Below are 16,629 nucleotides of genomic sequence, written 5' to 3' on the forward strand. Positions count from 1 at the left end.
AGTCGTTTTCTCTCTCTCTCATCCGATCACGCCGCATTCTCCTCAGACCCCCCCCCCCCCCCTCCTCTCTGGCGGTAGTAAAGGTCCCTCGCTCCTCTTCCGCCGCGGTCAGGACGCCGAGCAGCGCTTGCCCTCCGCGGGGAGCGTGCCGTCGACGAGGTAGTCGGTGCCCGCCTTGTCGACACAACCGACGCCTTGCAGGAACACGGTGTGCTGGGTGCCTTCGAACGTGAGCAAAGCTCCCTTGAGCGCCTTCGCCAGGTTCACCCCGGCCTGGTACGGCGTCGCCGGGTCGTTGGTCGTCGAGATGACCAGCAGCTTCGGCAGGCCCTCGACGTTCGGGAGATGCGGCTGGGAGGTGTTCGGCACCGGCCAGAACGCGCAGGCGTCGCGGGCCGAGCTGGCCGGACGGCCGTCGTCGAGGAAGGGCGCCACCTGGACGTACTTCTGCTGCGCCTGCTCGATCGTCTTCGGGTCGGTGACCCGCGGGTCGTCGACGCAGCGGATCGCGGTGAACGCGTCCTGCGTCGTCCCGTAGCGGCCGTCGGTGCCGCGTTCGTTGTAGAGGTCGGCGAGCTTTTCGAGGGTGGCGCCGCGCTGCCGCTTCAGCTCGTTGAGTCCCGAGTTCAGGGAGTCCCACAGGCTCTGCTGGTAGAGCGCCTGGATCGTGGCGGTCGTGGCGTCCTCGTAGGAGAGCTTCCGGCCGTCGCCGACCGGGACCGGGAACTCGATCAGCGGGCGCACCAGGTCCTGGTAGCCCTTCACCGCCCCGCCGGCGTCGGGCCCGAGCGCGCAGTCCTGCTGACCGGCACACCATCGGGCGAATTCCCCGAACGCCTTGCCGAATCCGGCGCCCTGCGCCACCAGCGACGCGGTCGCGTCCTGCTGAGGGTCGACGGCGCCGTCGAGGATCATCGCGCGCACGTTGCGCGGGAACTCCTCGGCGTAGGTCGTGCCGATCCGGGTGCCGTAGGAAAAGCCCAGGTACGTCAGTTTCTCGTCGCCGAGTACGGAGCGAAGGATGTCCATATCCTTCGCGACGTCTCGGCTGCCGACGTTGGCGAGCATGTCGTCGCCGTGCTGCGTCCGTTGCGCGCACTTCGTGGCGAAGTCCTTTTTCTGCTGCTCCTGCTTCGCGACTCCAGCGGGCGAACCGTCGGTCTCGATGTCGTCCGCACGGTCGGCGTCGCGCTCGGCGTCGGTGAAGCAGCGGATCTGCGGTTCACTGGCACCGATCCCCCGCGGATCGAAGCCGACCAGGTCGAAACGCTTTCCGAGCGCGGTGTTCGCGGTCTGCCCGGCGAGGCTGGCCGCAGCGGTCATCCCCGAGGCGCCGGGCCCGCCCGGGTTGACCACCAGCGAGCCGATCCGCGCGCCCTGGTCGGTCGCCTTACGGCGGAGCAGGCCGAGCGTGATCGTCGATCCGTCCGGTTTGCCGTAGTCCAGCGGCACGGTCAGCCTGGCGCACTGGACATCTTTCGTACGAAACGCGGATTTCGCTTCGGCGGAGGTCGCGTAGGGTGCGCAGTCGGCCCAGGTCACACTCTGTCCGTAGAACCGCTCCAGGCCGGCGGGCACCGGCCCGACCGGTGCGTGCGATTCGGTCGACGGCGCGGGCGGCGCGGACTTTTCGCCCGTCGAGCACGCGGCCAGCGTGACGGCGAGCAGGCCGGACGCCGCGAGCGCGGCGATTCGGCGGGTACGGGACCTGGCGCTGATGTGGGGAGGCACGGTTGGATCGTGCCATCCGGGCAGACGCGGAACTCGGACGCACCTGTCCCGCGTTGGTCGGGACGGGGTGTGCTCGGACACAGATAGACGGGAGACCAGGGGTGGCAGCACTGATCAGCCGGGTGGGCAAGCGGCTCCGCCGGATCATCCAGCGGCCGGGCAGCGTCGAGCTGACCCGGTACGAGGCACTGCTGCCCGCCGTCGAAAAGCTCGAACCCGAACTGGAGCAGCTTTCCGACGAGGAGCTGACCGAGCGCGCCGGCAAGGCGCGCGAGGCCACGGACTTCGGCGACGACCAGCTGGTCGAGGTGTGCGCGCTGGGCCGCGAGGCGGCGCGGCGCGCACTGGGCGAGCGGGCCTTCGACGTCCAGGTGCTGGGCACCATGGGCCTGCTGACCGGGCACGTCGTGCAGATGGAGACCGGTGAGGGTAAGACGCTCGCCGGTGCGCTGGCCGCCGCGGGTTACGCGCTGCGTGGCAAGCGCGTGCACGTCGTCACGGTGAACGACTACCTGGCGCGACGCGACGCGGAATGGATGGGCCCGGTGTACGCGCTGCTCGGCGTGTCCGTCGGCTGGGTCGAGCCCGCGCACTCGCGGGACGACCGCAAGGAGGCCTACGCAAAAGAGGTCACCTACGGCGCTGTCGCCGAAATCGGCTTCGACGTGCTGCGTGACCGGCTGGTCACCCGCGAGGACGACCTCGTCCAGCCCGATCCCGAGATCGCGATCGTCGACGAGGCCGACTCGGTGCTGGTCGACGAGGCACGGGTGCCGCTGGTCATGGCCGGGTCGATCGACCACACCGACGCCGACGAAGAGGTCGCGAACGTCGTCCGGCGGCTGCGGCTGGGCCTGCACTACGAGACCGACTCCGACGGCCGGAACGCGTGGCTGACCAGCGCGGGAGCGTCCGTGGTGGAGAAGTCGCTCGGCGGTATCGACCTCTACGGCGACTCCGGTTCGGAGCGGCTCGCCGCGGTGAACGTGGCACTGCACGCGCACGCGCTGCTCACCCGCGACGTCGACTACCTGGTCCGCGACGGCAAGGTGCAGCTGATCAACGCCGCCCGCGGCCGGGTCGCGGAGCTGCAGCGCTGGCCGGACGGCCTCCAGGCCGCCGTCGAGGCGAAGGAGCAGGTCACCGCCACCGACCGGGGCGAGATCCTCGACTCGATCACCGTGCAGGCGCTGCTGGCGCGCTACCCCGAGGTCGCGGGCATGACCGGTACCGCGGTCGCGGTGGCCGAGCAGCTGCGCGAGTTCTACAAGCTCGAGGTCGCGGTCATCCCGCCGAACACGCCGAACGTGCGCGAGGACCTGCCGGACCGGATCTTCGCGTCGCCGTCGCAGAAGCTGCGGGCGATCGAGGACGAGATCCGGAAGGTGCACGAGACCGGGCGGCCGATCCTGGTCGGCACCCAGGACGTCGCCGAGTCCGAGGAACTCGCGGAGAAACTGGCGAAGGTCGATCTCGAATGCGTCGTGCTGAACGCGCGCAACGACGCCGAGGAAGCCGCGATCATCGCCGAAGCGGGCAAGCGCGGCGCGGTCACGGTGTCGACGCAGATGGCCGGACGCGGCACCGACATCCGGCTGGGCGGCACCGAGGGCACGGACCGCGAGGAGGTCGTCGAGCTGGGCGGGCTGCACGTGATCGGCACCGCGCGCTACCCGTCGAGCCGTCTCGACGGCCAGCTGCGCGGGCGGTCCGGGCGGCAGGGTGACCCCGGCAGCGCGATCTTCTTCGCCAGCCTCAACGACGAACTCGTGCTCTCGAACGCGCCGGATATCCCCGAGGGCATCGGCTCGGATCCCGACACCGGCGAGATCACCGACCCGGCCGCGCTACGGCAGCTCAACCACGCCCAGCGCGTGGCCGAGGGCGTCGACCTGGAGATCCACCGCAACACCTGGCGCTACACGCGGCTGATCGAGCGGCAGCGCGGCGACCTGCTGGCGCACCGCGACAAGGTGCTGCGGACGGCGCTGGCGGCCGAGGAGCTGGAGAAGGCGCAGCCGGAGAAGTTCGGCGAGCTGAAGGAAAAGCTCGACGACGAGGCCCGGCTGGAGCAGATCTGCCGTGAGGTGCTGCTGTACCACCTCGACCAGCTGTGGTCGGATCACCTCGCGTACCTGACCGACGTGCGCGAGAGCATCCACCTGCGGGCGCTGGCGCGGGAGACTCCGCTCGACGAGTTCCACCGCGCGGCGATCCCGGAGTTCCACAAGATCATCCCGGAGGCGGTGACGCGGGCGGCGAAGACGCTGGAGGAAGCCGAGATCACCGACGACGGGATCGACCTGGCCGACGCCGGCGTGCGGCGGGCGAACACGACGTGGACCTACCTGGTGCACGACAACCCGTTCGACTCCGACTTCGAGCAGACGATCAAAAAGGTGCGCAGCATGATCCGGCGCAAGTAGCCCCGGCCTCGGCCCGGAGGTGAGCAAGGGACCTTTGCTCTCGTTTGCTGAGCAACGCTAAGCGAGCGTGAGCAAAGGTCCCTTGCTTCTCTTTCCCCGCTCTGGACAGGCGGGTGTCCTGCTCTTTCGAGCACATTCGCTCGTCCGGGCGGGGGACCGTGGGTCAGAATGTGCGCATGCCGCAACTGCGCATCGCACTGGCCCAGGTCAATCCCACCGTCGGCGACCTCGACGGCAACTCCGCGCTGACCGTCGCGTGGACCCGCAAGGCCGCCGAGGCCGGGGCCCACGTGGTCGTGTTCCCCGAGATGTCCCTGACCGGCTATCCGGTGGAGGACCTCTCGCTGCGGAAGACGTTCGCCGAGGCCTCCCGCAAGAGCCTCGAGATCCTCGCGCGGCGGCTCGACGAAGCAGGCTGCGGCGACGTGCTCACCTACGTCGGCTACCTCGACCTCGACGAGGAGGGGCCGCGGGACGCGGCCGCGGCACTGTATCGCGGCGAGGTGGTGGCCCGGCAGTTCAAGCACCACCTGCCCAACTACGGCGTTTTCGACGAGCACCGCTGGTACAAGCCGGGGACGACTCTCGACGTCGTGCGCCTGCACGGGCTCGACATCGGCATGGTCATCTGCGAGGACATCTGGCAGGAAGGCGGCCCGATCTCGGCGCTGGGCAAGGCAGGGGTCGATCTCGTCGTCGCGCCGAACGCGTCGCCGTACGAGCGGGCCAAGGACGATGTCCGGCTGCCGCTGATCGCCCGCCGTGCCGCCGAGGCCGGTGCCCCGCTGGTGTACACCAACCAGATCGGCGGCCAGGACGATCTGGTCTTCGACGGGGACTCGCTGGTCGTCGCTGCCGACGGCACCGTGCTCGCGCGGGCGCCGCAGTTCGTCGAGCACCTGCTCGTGACCGATCTGGACCTCGCCGCGGGCGGGCACGTCACGGACGGCGCCCTCGAGGGGCTGCACGTCCACCGGCGGGTGCTGAGCGAGGAACCGCTCCCCGCCTACGAGCCGTCGACCGAGTCGGTCGTGAGCGAACCGCTCTCCAACGAAGCCGAGGTGTGGTCGGCGCTGGTCGTCGGTCTGCGCGACTACGTCCACAAGAACGGGTTCTCGTCGGTCATCTTCGGGTTCTCCGGCGGGATCGACTCCGCCGTGGTCGCCGCGCTGGCCGCGGACGCTCTCGGTGGCGACAACGTTTACGGCGTCTCGATGCCGTCGAAGTACTCTTCGGGCCACTCCAAGGGCGACGCCGCCGACCTGGCCCGCCGGATCGGCGCGCATTTCCGGGTCGAGCCGATCGAAGACATGGTCCGGGTCTACGTCGACCAGCTGAAGCTCACCGGGCTCGCGGAGGAGAACGTCCAGGCGCGGGCGCGGGGCATGCTGCTCATGGCACTGTCCAATCTGGAGGGACACCTGGTGCTGGCGACGGGCAACAAGACCGAGCTGGCGGTGGGCTACTCGACGATCTACGGCGACGCGGTGGGCGCGTTCGCGCCGATCAAGGACGTGTTCAAGACCCACGTGTGGCATCTGGCTCGCTGGCGCAACGCCGAAGCGGAAAAACGCGGCGAGACACCGCCGATCCCGGAGAACTCGATCAGCAAGCCGCCGTCGGCCGAGTTGCGCCCCGACCAGCTCGACACCGATTCGCTGCCGGACTACGCGCTGCTCGACGACATTCTCGACGACTACGTCGAGGGTGACCGCGGGTACGCCGACCTGATCGAGGCCGGGTTCGAGCCGGAGACCATCGACCGCGTGGTGCGCATGGTCGACAAGGCCGAGTACAAGCGCCGCCAGTACCCGCCGGGCACGAAGATCACCTTCAAGGCGTTCGGGCGGGACCGGCGGCTGCCGATCACCAACGCCTGGCGCGAGGGCAAGGCGTAGCCCCGGGGGCGAGCGGGAGCAAGGGACCTTTGCTCCCGCTTCGTTAGCGTTGCTCAGCAAGCGTGAGCAAAGGTCCCTTGCTCCTCCTCAGCTGAGGGCGACCTGGGAGCCGTCGGTCCGGCGGAGGACGGCGACCAGGCCCGGCTTCTTGTCGTGGCGGACCAGCAGCTCCAGGTGGAGCGCGCGGGTCACGACGTCGACGGCCGCCGGGTCGGGGTGGACGCCGGTCACCAGCAGGAGCGGGATCTTCGGCAGACCGCGTGTTGTCGGATGGGGTGTGCTCCCCCAGTCGATGAGGAACGGCGCGAGCCCGTCGAGGCCGCCTGGCGAGGTGAGCCGCCAGGACAGGAGTTCGCCCTGGGCATCCCGTGACATGTCGAAGATGTCGCCGGGGTCGTAGCCGGCGGCCCGGAGATCGGCGACGGCCGCGTCGATGTCGGTGGTCCGGACGGCCCAGGTGACCAGCGCGGGCTCGGTGAGGTCGTCGATGCCGAACGGGCGTGGCCCGTCCGGCTCGGGCTGCGCGGGGTCGGGGCCGATGACCTCCAGGTAGGAGCCCGAGCCGAGGTCGGCGAGGTAGTTCGCGGTACCGCGGCCGACGTGGCTGCCGCCCGGGACGGGCTCGACACCGGTCAGTTCGGTGACGTGGGCGACGGCGGCCGCGAGGTCCGGTCCGGCGAAGACGAGATGATCCAGCACGAGGGTCATCGTGCCCCCACCGCGGCAGCGGCGTCGACGAGGCCATGCCCGTAGAAGGTGTTCCCGGCCGGCGAACGCTTGCAGACTGCGTCGGGCTTGCCGTCTCCGTTCGGGTCGTACGGGTCGGGGCACGCCAGCGGCTTGGCGGTCGCGTACAGGGCTCGTTTGACGTGTTCGGCGTTCCAGCGCGGATGTTCGCTCGCGATCAGCGCGGCCACGCCGGTCGCGTGCGGGGACGCCATCGAGGTGCCGCTCGCCGAGCGGTACAGGCCGCCGGGCCAGGTCGACCAGACCCGCACACCCGGCGCCGCGACAGTGATCCGCGACGCCGAGTAGTTGGAGAACGACGCCTTGAGAAGTTTCTCGTCGAGCGCGCCGGTGCCGACCACGCCGGGAAGTTCGTGAGGCAGGCGGATGCAGCTCGGGTCGATCGGACGCCGCGCCGGGGTGCTGTCCGCCGGGCTTTCCGTGTCGACCGACCGGGTGTCGAGGTCGATGCCCGCGTTGCCACCGGACGCCACGACCAGCACGTTGCGACGCTGCGCGTAGGCCACCGCCCGGCCGACAGCGAGTTTGATCGCCGCCTGGTCGATCTGGTTGTCGCAGTTGTAGCGCCACGGGATCGAGCGGTAGCTGTTGTTCGTGACGGCGAATCCGTGCTCCGCCGCCCACACGAAGCCGCACACCATGCTCTCGGCCGTTTCGGTGTCGTCCAGTTCGGCCAGTTTCACCGACGCGAGCCGCACACCGGGGGCGATGCCGACGACGCCGGTGCCGTTGCGCGCCGCCGCGATAGTGCCCGCCACGTGCGTGCCGTGCCCGTCCAGCGTTGGCCGCCACGCGCCCGGGCTGCGGTCGGCCCAGCCGGAGAGGCAGGACACCGAGTTCCGCGCGTCGAACGCGCCCGCGAGTTCGGGATGGGTGTCGTCCACACCGGTGTCCAGCACACCCGCGACAACCCGCCGGCTGCCGTCGGACACCTGGTGCGCGGCGTCGAGCCCGAGCGCCGGGACGTCCCACGCCGTGCCTTCGGCGGGTACCTGACCGGAGTTCGGCGAACCGGGCCCGGTGTAGCGGACGTCCTTCCGGGCGGCGAAGAACTCCACGGGGAGTTTGGCCGTCCGGGTCGCCCCGACCGCTTCGATTCCTCGCGTGCCACGGACTTTCGCCGCGAAGTCGTCCTTCGCCGTGTACGCCACCACGACGCCGACCTGCGGGTACGACGACACGACCGTGCCGCCCGCTCGCCGTACGGCGAGTTCGGCCCACCAGGTGTGCAGCCGGTCCGCGCGGGTGATCACGACGTGCGGCATCACCAAAGTGCCGGGCGGTACCGCGGACTCCTCCGGCGCCGCCGTCAACGCCGAGGGCACGTCCCCGTTCTCAGCGCCCGTGGCAGCCGCCGCCGGGACGGCGAGTCCCGTACCCAGCACAGCAGCCATCACCACGCCACCCAGCGCTCTGAGCGCACGCCTGTTCCTGCCCGCCACCGACCGACCTCCTCAATCCGGCAAAACCCCCGAACTGAACCTAGCGATCGGCCGCGCGTACGGCATCCCTCTTCGGGCGGTTCTTGTCGGGCCCCTCTCGTAGGCTGGGCGGATGACGGCCAAGGAATCCCCGCCGCAGGGCTTCGCCGTGTTCGACACCGCAATCGGCCCCTGCGGCCTCGCCTGGCACGCGGACGTCGTGCTCGGCGTCCAGTTGCCCGAGGGCAGTACCGAACGCACGCGATCCCACCTGGTCACACGTTTCCCCGACGCCGTCGAATCGGCGCCACCGGAGGCGATGAGATCGGCCATCGCCGGCATCGTCGCCCTGATGAACGGCGAGCCGAAACAGCTCGGCGACGTCGAACTCGACTGGACCGGTTTGCCAGATTTCCATTGCCGCGTCTACGAAATCACGCGCGCCATCCCGCCGGGTAAGACGCTGACCTACGGTGACATCGCGAACCGGCTCGGCATGCCCGGTTCGGCACAGGCCGTCGGGCAGGCCCTGGGGCGCAACCCGTTCCCGATCATCGTCCCGTGTCACCGGGTCCTCGCCGCAGGAGGCAAGGACGGCGGATTCTCGGCGCGGGGCGGGGTCACGACCAAGCGCCGCATGCTCGTGATCGAGGGCGCGCTGGCGGACGAGCCGACCTTGTTCTGATTCACCACCTCCCGTGCGGTGTCGCGTGTGGACGGATCACACCGACTGCGCTTCGGGCTTCCACGGTTTCATCCACGGCGACTCCGGCCAGCCTTCGGCCGCGGCCATCAGCGGGAACGCCGTCGCGCCGTCGATGTGCTCGCGCACGATGTCGGCATGACCGGCGTGACGCGCGGTCTCTTCGATCAGGTGCAGCAGGACCCAGCGCACCGACCACGCGTCGACGTCCTTCGGGAACCAGGGGACATTCTTCGGGATGGGCACCGGCTGGCCGAGATCGGCGATTCCGGCGATGACCTCTTCGGTGCGCCGGGCTACTTCGTCGTACCGGGCGAGCGCGCCTTCGAGAGTTTCGCTTTCGAGGAGACGGAATCCGTCGACGTAGTCCTGTTTGGTGGGTTCCTTCTGCGGCAACTGAAGCACGATGTCGATCCAGCCGTCCTCAGTGTCCGCGACGTGTTTGACGAGCCCGCCGACGCTGAGCGAACTGCGGCTCGGCACGGCTCTGGCCTGCTCGTCGGTGAGGCCGTATGCGGCTATCCGCAACACATGCCGCTGCTGCTCCAGGTACTTCAGCAGACCTTCACGCTCGTCGGCGACCGGGGGAACACTTCCCGCCATGGTGGACCTCTCTTCCGGGTTCGGGGGTCATGGTCGATTGCGAGCATCGTCTCACCCGGCACCGACAATTTCGGCGTCCGCGCGAACCACGCGAACGGAGGGCAGGCTGAGCACCACCGCGGCGATCAGGAGCAACAGGGCACTCGTCGCCCACAACGCCCCGCGGATCCCCGCGACGGCGGCGAGCGGTCCGGCGAGCGCCGCGCCCACCGGCGTCAGCCCGAAGCCCGCGAGGGACTGATACGCCGACACCCGGGAGAGCCGGTCCGGCCGGACTTCCCGCTGCAGCATGGTCATCAGGTGCACCCCGAAGACCTCGACCCCCACCCCGGCGGCGACCGCGGCCGCGCACACCACGGTGAGCGGCGCGGCCGCCGCCATCGCCACCAGCGGGGACACGGTGAGCACGCCGCCGATGACCGCCGCGACGAGCGGCCGCGACGAGGTGAACCGCATCAACAGCAGTCCACCCAGGACCATGCCCGCGGCGTCGCAGGCCGAGATCGCTCCCCACGCGGCCGCTCCCCCCAGCGTCTCCGCGGTGTCGACCGGGCCGAGGACCAGTTCGTAGGCACCGACGGCGAGGGTGTTGACGGCCGCGAACTGGATGATCACCGGGCCGAGCCAGCGGTGGGAGCGCAATTCGGTCCAGCCCTCGCGCAGTTCCCGGCCGAGATGTCCGCGCACGGTGAAAGTGCCCTCGACCCGCACCAGCAGCCGGAGGAGGATCGCGACGACGAAGGTCAGCGCATCGATCGCGAGCACCCAGCCGGCGCCCGTGGCCGCGACGAGTACACCACCGAGCGCGGCGCCACCGATCTGGGCGAGGGTGAGCCCGAGCCGGAACGTGGCGAACGCACGCGGCCCGTGTTCCTTGGCCACGCCACGCATCAGCAGTCCTTGCGACGCGGGCATGGCGAAAGCCGTCGCGAGGCCGTTGGCGGCGGCAGCCGCGACGATGTGCCCGAGGCGGGCCTGCCCGGTGAGCACCAGCACGGCGAGTACGCCCTGGCTCAGCGCCGACAGGGTGTTGGCACCGACGAGAACGAGGTTGCGCGGCCATCTGTCCGCGATGACACCGCCGACCAGGAAGAACACCAGTGCCGGCACGAGACCGGCCGCGGCGACCAGGCCGATGTCGGCCGGCGTGCCACCGATGCCACGAACGGCGAAGACCACCGCCACCTGCGAGGCGGCTGTCCCCAGCGACGAAGTCGTCGCGCTGGTGATGTGCAGGACGAAGGTCCGGTTCGTCCACAGAGTCACGAGATCCCCCATGTAGTTTCAAAGTATTTAGTATCAATTGCGCCTATATACTTTGCGGGTAAGCTACGGGCATGTCAACCGAGAAGGCCCCGACCGGCGCGGAACTGGCGGACGCGCTGCGGCGCATCACCCACGTCATGCGCCGCTACGCGGGTGCGCCCTATGCGCGCAAGGGCTGGCCGACCGCGCAGGTCCAGCTGCTGCTGGTGGTCGACATGCTCGGCGATCGCCCGCGAATGGGCGAGGTTCGCGAACGGCTCGGCGTGACCGGGCGGGCGATCACCTCAGCGGTGGACGCACTCGAACGTGACGGACTGCTGCGCCGCGAACCGGATCCGACCGATCGACGGGCGAGTCTGCTGGCGATCACGGAGTCCGGGCGCGAACGGCTGAAGGAGATCGAACGGATCCAGGGCGCGCACGCCAACGAGACCTTCTCCGTGCTCGACGCCGCGGAACGGCGGACGCTGCTCGAACTGCTCAGCCGACTCGAGACGCATATCGCGGCGCAGGGGTGACACGGAAGACGTACATCGCGCCCAGCACCATCTGCGCGGCGCGGACCACCAGCTGCGCGCGGGTGGCCACTCCGGCGAAATGTCCGGGACCGAGCGACCCGGTCACGAGCACGGCCAGCCACGTGAGCACGATCAGGGCCAGGCCGATGATGGCGCTTTCCCGCCAGCCGCGCGGCCACCAGAGGACGAGGCTGCACGAACCGACGACGAAGGTGACGTTCGTGAGCAGACTGACGGCGGTATTGCCGGGATAGGCGGCATCGGCGAAGACGAGAGCACCGAAGACGCTGACCGACCCCGCGGTGAGGCGGCCCGTCCAGTGCACCGGGGCCAGCCGGACCAGCGGCGGGCCGACGAGCAGGAAAGCACTCCCCGAGACGATCTGCGCGACACGGAACACCGGATGCCTGGTGAGCAATTCACCGACGGGGTCGTGGAGCGGCGAAACCCCGGTGGCGAACAGGAACTCGAGGGGCCACGCGGAATAGGCCACGACACCGAGTCCAACCAGGACAAGGGCGATCAGCCGCGCAGCACGCACCAGCACACCCTAAGCGACCCAGGCACGTGTGACACGGATTAACGGGTCCGCGACGACTTTGTGGCGCGTTCGCGCGGGGTGACGCGGCGGCTCAGCGGAGCGAGGGACCTTTGCTATCGCCGGACGGGAGCGAGGGACCTTTGCTAACGTCCGTGAGCAAGCCAACGATTAGCGCGCTAACGAACGTTAGTAAAGGTCCCCTGCTCCTCCTCCAGGCCTGCGGACATCAGGCCTGCGAGCATCAGGCCTGCGGGCGTACGAAGGGGAAGAGGACGGTCTGCCGGATCGAGGCGCCGGTGAGCATCATCAGCAGCCGGTCGATGCCGATGCCGAGACCACCGGTGGGCGGCATGCCATGTTCCAGGGCGAGCAGGAAGTCCTCGTCGAGCTCCATGGCCTCGACGTCGCCGCTCGCGGCGCGCAGGGACTGCGCTTCCAGGCGGCGCCGCTGTTCGATCGGGTCGGTCAGTTCGGTGTAGGCGGTGCCGACCTCGGAGCCGAACGCGATGAGATCCCAGCGCTCGGCCAGCCGCGAGTCGACGCGGTGCTGGCGGGTCAGCGGAGAGACGTCGGTCGGGTAGTCGGTGTAGAAGGTCGGCAGCACTGTCGCGCCTTCGACGAGGTGTTCGTGTGCCTTGAGCACGAGGTCGCCGTGTCCGGCGTCCTCGCCGACCGGGACTCCCGCGCGGACGCACAGCCGCCGCAGCGTCTCCACCGGCGTCCCCGCGTCGATCTCCTCGCCCAGCGCGGCGGAAACCGCCTGGTGCACCGGGATCACCGGCCAGTCGCCGGAGATGTCGTAGTCGGTGAGCTTCCCGTCCGCGTCCGGCCGCCGGACCACCTGCGCGCCGTAGGCCGCCTCCGCCGCCTGCTGCACCAGCTCACGCGTCAGCTTCCGCATGGTGCCGTAGTCCGCATACGCCTGGTACGCCTCAAGCATCGTGAATTCGGGGTTGTGCGTCGCGTCGACGCCCTCGTTGCGGAAGTTGCGGTTGAGCTCGAAGACTCGTTCCACCCCGGCCACGCACAGGCGCTTGAGGTACAACTCCGGCGCGATCCGCAGGTACATCCGCATGTCGTAGGCGTTGATGTGGGTGACGAACGGGCGCGCGTTCGCGCCGCCGTGCACGGTCTGCAGCATCGGTGTCTCGACTTCGAGGTAGTCACGGTGGTGCAGGCGTTCCCGCACCGCGCGGACCACTGTGGACCGCAGCCGGAGCATCGTCGCCGAGTCCGGGTTCACCGCGAGGTCGAGGTAGCGCTGCCGCACCCGCGTCTCCGGGTCGGTGAGGCCCTTTCGCTTGTCCGGCAAGGGATGCAGGCATTTCGCGGTGACCGTCCACTCGTCGACGAGCACGGACAGCTCGCCACGCCGGGACGTGATCACCTGGCCGCTCACGCCCACGTGGTCACCGAGGTCGATCCCGGTCCGCCAGCCGGTGAGGTCGAGCACCGACGCGTCGAGCATCAGCTGGATTTCGCCGGAGAAGTCCTTGATACGCGCGAAACACAGTCCGCCGAGGGTACGCAGCGCCAGCACGCGGCCCGCCACGCGCACGTGATGCCCGGTGTGGGTGTCCGGGGCGAGCCCGCCGAACTTCTTCACGACGTCGCCGAGCAGGTCGTCCCGCTCGAACCCGACGGGGTACGGATCGATGCCTGCCGCGCGGAGCTTGTCCAGCTTCGCGACCCGCACCCGGACCTGCTCGGGCCGCCGGGTCTCCCGGACCTTCGGCCGCGCCGCGCTTTCGTCGATCCGCTTGACCTGCGCGACGAAGTCGTCGCTGACGGTCTCCAGCCGCAACGACCGCGTCCCGCGTGTGGGCACGAACCCTTCGAGCGCACCGGCGACGATGCCGACCCTGGGCAGCCTGCGTGCCGAGGAATAGCAGAGGAACCGCGGCACCCAGTCGGGCCCGTACTTGGCGTTGGACCGGTACAGCGACTCCAGCTGGAAGAACCTCGACGCGACGCCGAGAACGCCCCGCCATGCCCGGAGAACCGGGCCCGCGCCGATCCGCTCACCCTCGGAGAACACCGCGCGGAACATCGCGAAGTTGAGCGAAATCTGTTGCACGCCAAGGTGTTGTCCCGCCGCGACGACCTCGGCGATCAGGTACTCGTTGAGGCCGTTCTCGGCGTCCCGGTCGCGTCGCATCAGATCGAGGGAAAGCCCGCGCCTCCCCCACGGCACGAACGAAAGCAAGCCCCGCAGCTCTCCTCGCGCATCGTATGCCTCGACCATGACGCTGCGGCCGTCGCTCGGATCGCCGAGCCTGCCCAGTGCCATGGAGAACCCGCGTTCGGTCTCGGCGCCACGCCATTGCTGGGCGTGGGCGAGCAACGAGGCCATCTCTTCGGCCGGGATCTCGCCATGGCGACGGACCTGCGTGGTGTAGCCGGCGCGCTCGATGCGCTTCACCGCTTGCCGGACCGAGCGGCGCTCGGGACCGGCGAGGCTGAACTCGCGGATGTCGAGCACCGCTTCGTCACCGATTTCCAGTGCCTTCAAACCGGCGTCGGTGTAGACCTTCGCGCCCTGTTCGCTCGCGCCGAGCACACCGGGCGTCCAGCCGTAGGTACGGGTTTCGTCGAGCCACACGCGGACGGCGTCGTGCCAGGACTCGGGATCGCCGATCGGGTCGGCGCTGGCCACGCTGGTACCGCCGAGGACGCGGTAGGTGACCGCGGCGCGGCCGTTCGAGGAGAAGACGACACTCTTGTCGCGGCGGGTGGCGAAATACCCGAGAGAATCGCCTTCGCCGTGCTCGGCGAGCAGCCCGCGCAGCTGGAGTTCCTCGTCATCAGTACGCAGCCGCCTGCTGCGGACACCGCGGAACAACGTGTACAGCGCGCCGGTGACGACCGCCGTCGCACCGAGGTCGAGCAGCACGTCCAGCCAGCCCGGCCCCTCGCCGACCCCGAACCGCTTGAGCTGGATGTTCTCGCCGGTCGCGTGGTTCACGACCCAGGCGAAGCGCTCCCACGTGTCGGCGAGATGACCGGGGAACGCCTCGCTCAGCGCCCACCCCAGCACGATGACGGCGGCGAACCCGCCCAGCAGCACGGACAATCCGTCCCGCCACGCGCTCGGGGCGAGCCGGGCGGGGAAGGCGGGACGCAGCCGGAGCAGGAAGACGAGCAGCCCGATCGAGACCAGGTCGGCGATGGTCAGCGCCCACAGATGCCCGGGGATGTGACGGATCTGCCTGGGGCCCAGCGTCAGCGTCTCCGGCCACCACAGCAGCGTCGCCTGCAGCGCCATGGTCATCAGCAGCCCGCCGACCTGGAACAGCGCCAGGGTGTAGAGCGCGGCGCGTTTGCGGCGGCGCAGGGCCGCGCCGAGGACGACGAGCAGCAGGACGATGACCAGGCTGGCGTTGGTGGGCACGCTGAGCGCGGAGAACAGCATGTCGATGCCGTTCATCACGCGGCCGCGCGGGCCGTTGGTGAGCAGGAGTATCACGGAGAAGACGGCGGCGAGCTGGACGACGGTGGCGATGATGCCGCCGGCTTTGGCCTTCCAGGCGGGCAGGCGGGTGCGCGCGCTCGCAGGGTTTCCCATCGTCGCCTTTCGTGACCGGACGTCCGTAATGGCCGTCTCGACTGCTTTGTTCAACGTCAGTGAACCGCGCCGGGTTGTCTCCGGGCATCATCCCGAAGTCGGACGGTGCGTGGTCCCGGGGCGGTAGCTCGGTCGTGGGAGCGCCGCCACGGGGGTGTGAAGCTGGTCGCACGGCCTTGGGGGTGCCCTCGGCGCGTGTCACGCTTTGATCGTTCAGACTCCACGACCCGGGGACCTCGCACGAGGCCTCGAGGGAAGGACGGTCGACAACGATGTCTACCCCCAGCACCGGATCCGGCGGCTCCAGCGGCGAGGTAGCCGCCCCGTACGGTACCGGCTCGGCATCGGCGCAATCCGCGCCCGTGCGCAAGATCCGCGTCCATCACCTGCGTGAGCTCAAGGAACGGGGCGAACCCTGGCCGATGCTCACCGCATACGACATGTACACCGCCGCGTTGTTCGACGAAGCCGGGATTCCCGTGCTGCTCGTCGGCGATTCCGCGGCCAACAACGTCTTCGGCTACGACACCTCGTTGCCGGTCACTGTGGACGAACTTCTTCCGCTTGTCCGGGCGGTGACCCGTTCGGTGAAGCGGGCGCTGGTCGTCGCGGATCTCCCGTTCGGCTCCTATCAGCTCTCCCCCGAGCAGGCGCTGGCCACTTCCGTGCGATTCATGAAGGAAGGCAGGGCGCACGCGGTCAAGCTCGAAGGCGGGCGCCGGTTCGCGCCGCACGTCGAGGCACTGACCTCGGCGGGCGTGCCGGTGATGGGACATATCGGGTTCACCCCGCAGAGTGAACACAACCTCGGCGGCTACCGGGTGCAAGGGCGCGGCGAAGCGGCGGACGTGCTGCTCGCCGACGCGCTGGCACTGCAGGAGGCCGGGGCGTTCGCGGTGGTGATGGAGATGGTGCCCGCGGAGGCCGCGAAGCGCGTGACGCACGAACTCAAGATCCCGACCGTCGGCATCGGCGCCGGCTCGGACTGCGACGCCCAGGTGCTCGTCTGGCAGGACATGGCCGGACTTCGGCGCGGGAAGGCACCCCGGTTCGTGAAGCGGTACGCCGACCTGGCCGGTGCGCTCTCGGGCGCGGCGGCGGCGTTCGCCGACGAGGTGCGACGGGGCGAGTTCCCCGCGCCGGAGCACGAGTTCCACTGAGAGGGGTCGGTCCGTGGGGGCCTCCTTGAGGGACTCCGGGTCCCTTAAGG

At 69.7% G+C, this 16,629-nt stretch carries 12 protein-coding genes; 5 read left to right on the forward strand and 7 right to left on the reverse strand.

Annotated elements, in window-relative coordinates; translation table 11 throughout:
• Window positions 1-108: 108 nt before the first annotated feature.
• Window positions 109-1,731, reverse strand: coding sequence for an alpha/beta hydrolase (locus tag ACFWY9_RS43415; protein WP_378341638.1), 1,623 nt, complete (start codon window positions 1,729-1,731; stop codon window positions 109-111).
• 101 nt (window positions 1,732-1,832) lie between these two features.
• Here ACFWY9_RS43415 and secA2 point away from each other — a divergent pair, with 101 nt between their 5' ends.
• Window positions 1,833-4,157 carry an accessory Sec system translocase SecA2 gene (secA2, locus tag ACFWY9_RS43420; protein ID WP_378330087.1) on the forward strand — a complete coding sequence of 775 codons (2,325 nt, stop codon included), beginning with the start codon at window positions 1,833-1,835 and terminating at the stop codon, window positions 4,155-4,157.
• Window positions 4,158-4,333: 176 nt separating this feature from the next.
• Entirely contained in the window at window positions 4,334-6,055 is a 1,722-nt protein-coding gene (locus ACFWY9_RS43425; protein WP_378330088.1) for an NAD+ synthase, read from the forward strand.
• Window positions 6,056-6,142: 87 nt separating this feature from the next.
• Here ACFWY9_RS43425 and ACFWY9_RS43430 read toward each other — a convergent pair whose 3' ends face one another.
• Window positions 6,143-6,763 carry a VOC family protein gene (locus ACFWY9_RS43430; protein ID WP_378330089.1) on the reverse strand — a complete coding sequence of 207 codons (621 nt, stop codon included), beginning with the start codon at window positions 6,761-6,763 and terminating at the stop codon, window positions 6,143-6,145.
• Window positions 6,760-8,196: a S8 family serine peptidase gene (locus tag ACFWY9_RS43435; RefSeq protein ID WP_378330090.1), complete on the reverse strand. Its 1,437-nt coding sequence runs from the start codon at window positions 8,194-8,196 to the stop codon at window positions 6,760-6,762. Before ACFWY9_RS43435 ends, ACFWY9_RS43430 begins: the two co-directional genes overlap by 4 nt.
• A 160-nt stretch (window positions 8,197-8,356) precedes the next feature.
• Here ACFWY9_RS43435 and ACFWY9_RS43440 point away from each other — a divergent pair, with 160 nt between their 5' ends.
• Window positions 8,357-8,908 (forward strand): methylated-DNA--[protein]-cysteine S-methyltransferase, encoded by a 552-nt coding sequence (locus tag ACFWY9_RS43440; protein ID WP_378330091.1) that lies wholly within the window; start codon window positions 8,357-8,359, stop codon window positions 8,906-8,908.
• A 36-nt stretch (window positions 8,909-8,944) separates the two neighbouring features.
• Here ACFWY9_RS43440 and ACFWY9_RS43445 read toward each other — a convergent pair whose 3' ends face one another.
• Window positions 8,945-9,529: a DinB family protein gene (locus ACFWY9_RS43445; RefSeq protein ID WP_378341639.1), complete on the reverse strand. Its 585-nt coding sequence runs from the start codon at window positions 9,527-9,529 to the stop codon at window positions 8,945-8,947.
• 51 nt (window positions 9,530-9,580) lie between these two features.
• Window positions 9,581-10,807, reverse strand: coding sequence for an MFS transporter (locus ACFWY9_RS43450; protein WP_378330093.1), 1,227 nt, complete (start codon window positions 10,805-10,807; stop codon window positions 9,581-9,583).
• A 59-nt stretch (window positions 10,808-10,866) separates the two neighbouring features.
• On the opposite strand from ACFWY9_RS43450, the gene ACFWY9_RS43455 reads away from it, so the two are divergent.
• Window positions 10,867-11,313, forward strand: a complete 447-nt coding sequence (locus tag ACFWY9_RS43455; RefSeq protein WP_378330094.1) for a MarR family winged helix-turn-helix transcriptional regulator — start codon at window positions 10,867-10,869, stop codon at window positions 11,311-11,313.
• On the opposite strand, the gene ACFWY9_RS43460 is transcribed toward ACFWY9_RS43455, so the two are convergent.
• Together ACFWY9_RS43460 and lysX are read right to left on the reverse strand one after the other, a co-directional pair.
• Window positions 11,276-11,854 (reverse strand): hypothetical protein, encoded by a 579-nt coding sequence (locus tag ACFWY9_RS43460; protein ID WP_378330095.1) that lies wholly within the window; start codon window positions 11,852-11,854, stop codon window positions 11,276-11,278. The genes ACFWY9_RS43455 and ACFWY9_RS43460 overlap by 38 nt on opposite strands.
• 241 nt (window positions 11,855-12,095) lie before the next feature.
• Window positions 12,096-15,419, reverse strand: coding sequence for a bifunctional lysylphosphatidylglycerol synthetase/lysine--tRNA ligase LysX (gene lysX, locus ACFWY9_RS43465; protein ID WP_378341640.1), 3,324 nt, complete (start codon window positions 15,417-15,419; stop codon window positions 12,096-12,098).
• Window positions 15,420-15,691: 272 nt separating this feature from the next.
• Here lysX and panB point away from each other — a divergent pair, with 272 nt between their 5' ends.
• The gene (gene panB, locus ACFWY9_RS43470; protein ID WP_378330097.1) at window positions 15,692-16,579 is read left to right on the forward strand and encodes a 3-methyl-2-oxobutanoate hydroxymethyltransferase; all 888 of its coding nucleotides are present in this window, start codon (window positions 15,692-15,694) and stop codon (window positions 16,577-16,579) included.
• Window positions 16,580-16,629: the final 50 nt, after the last annotated feature.

The organism is Amycolatopsis sp. NPDC059027 (assembly GCF_042739735.1).
Classification (GTDB): Bacteria; Actinomycetota; Actinomycetes; order Mycobacteriales; family Pseudonocardiaceae; genus Amycolatopsis.

Bases quoted from the DNA above. Each gene is read 5' to 3' on its own strand.
- lysX (WP_378341640.1), bottom strand. From the start codon at position 15,419: ATGGGAAACCCTGCGAGCGCGCGCACCCGCCTGCCCGCCTGGAAGGCC.
- ACFWY9_RS43440 (WP_378330091.1), top strand. From the start codon at position 8,357: ATGACGGCCAAGGAATCCCCGCCGCAGGGCTTCGCCGTGTTCGACACC.
- ACFWY9_RS43430 (WP_378330089.1), bottom strand. From the start codon at position 6,763: ATGACCCTCGTGCTGGATCATCTCGTCTTCGCCGGACCGGACCTCGCG.
- panB (WP_378330097.1), top strand. From the start codon at position 15,692: ATGTCTACCCCCAGCACCGGATCCGGCGGCTCCAGCGGCGAGGTAGCC.
- ACFWY9_RS43435 (WP_378330090.1), bottom strand. From the start codon at position 8,196: ATGGCTGCTGTGCTGGGTACGGGACTCGCCGTCCCGGCGGCGGCTGCC.
- ACFWY9_RS43425 (WP_378330088.1), top strand. From the start codon at position 4,334: ATGCCGCAACTGCGCATCGCACTGGCCCAGGTCAATCCCACCGTCGGC.
- ACFWY9_RS43450 (WP_378330093.1), bottom strand. From the start codon at position 10,807: ATGGGGGATCTCGTGACTCTGTGGACGAACCGGACCTTCGTCCTGCAC.
- ACFWY9_RS43445 (WP_378341639.1), bottom strand. From the start codon at position 9,529: ATGGCGGGAAGTGTTCCCCCGGTCGCCGACGAGCGTGAAGGTCTGCTG.
- ACFWY9_RS43455 (WP_378330094.1), top strand. From the start codon at position 10,867: ATGTCAACCGAGAAGGCCCCGACCGGCGCGGAACTGGCGGACGCGCTG.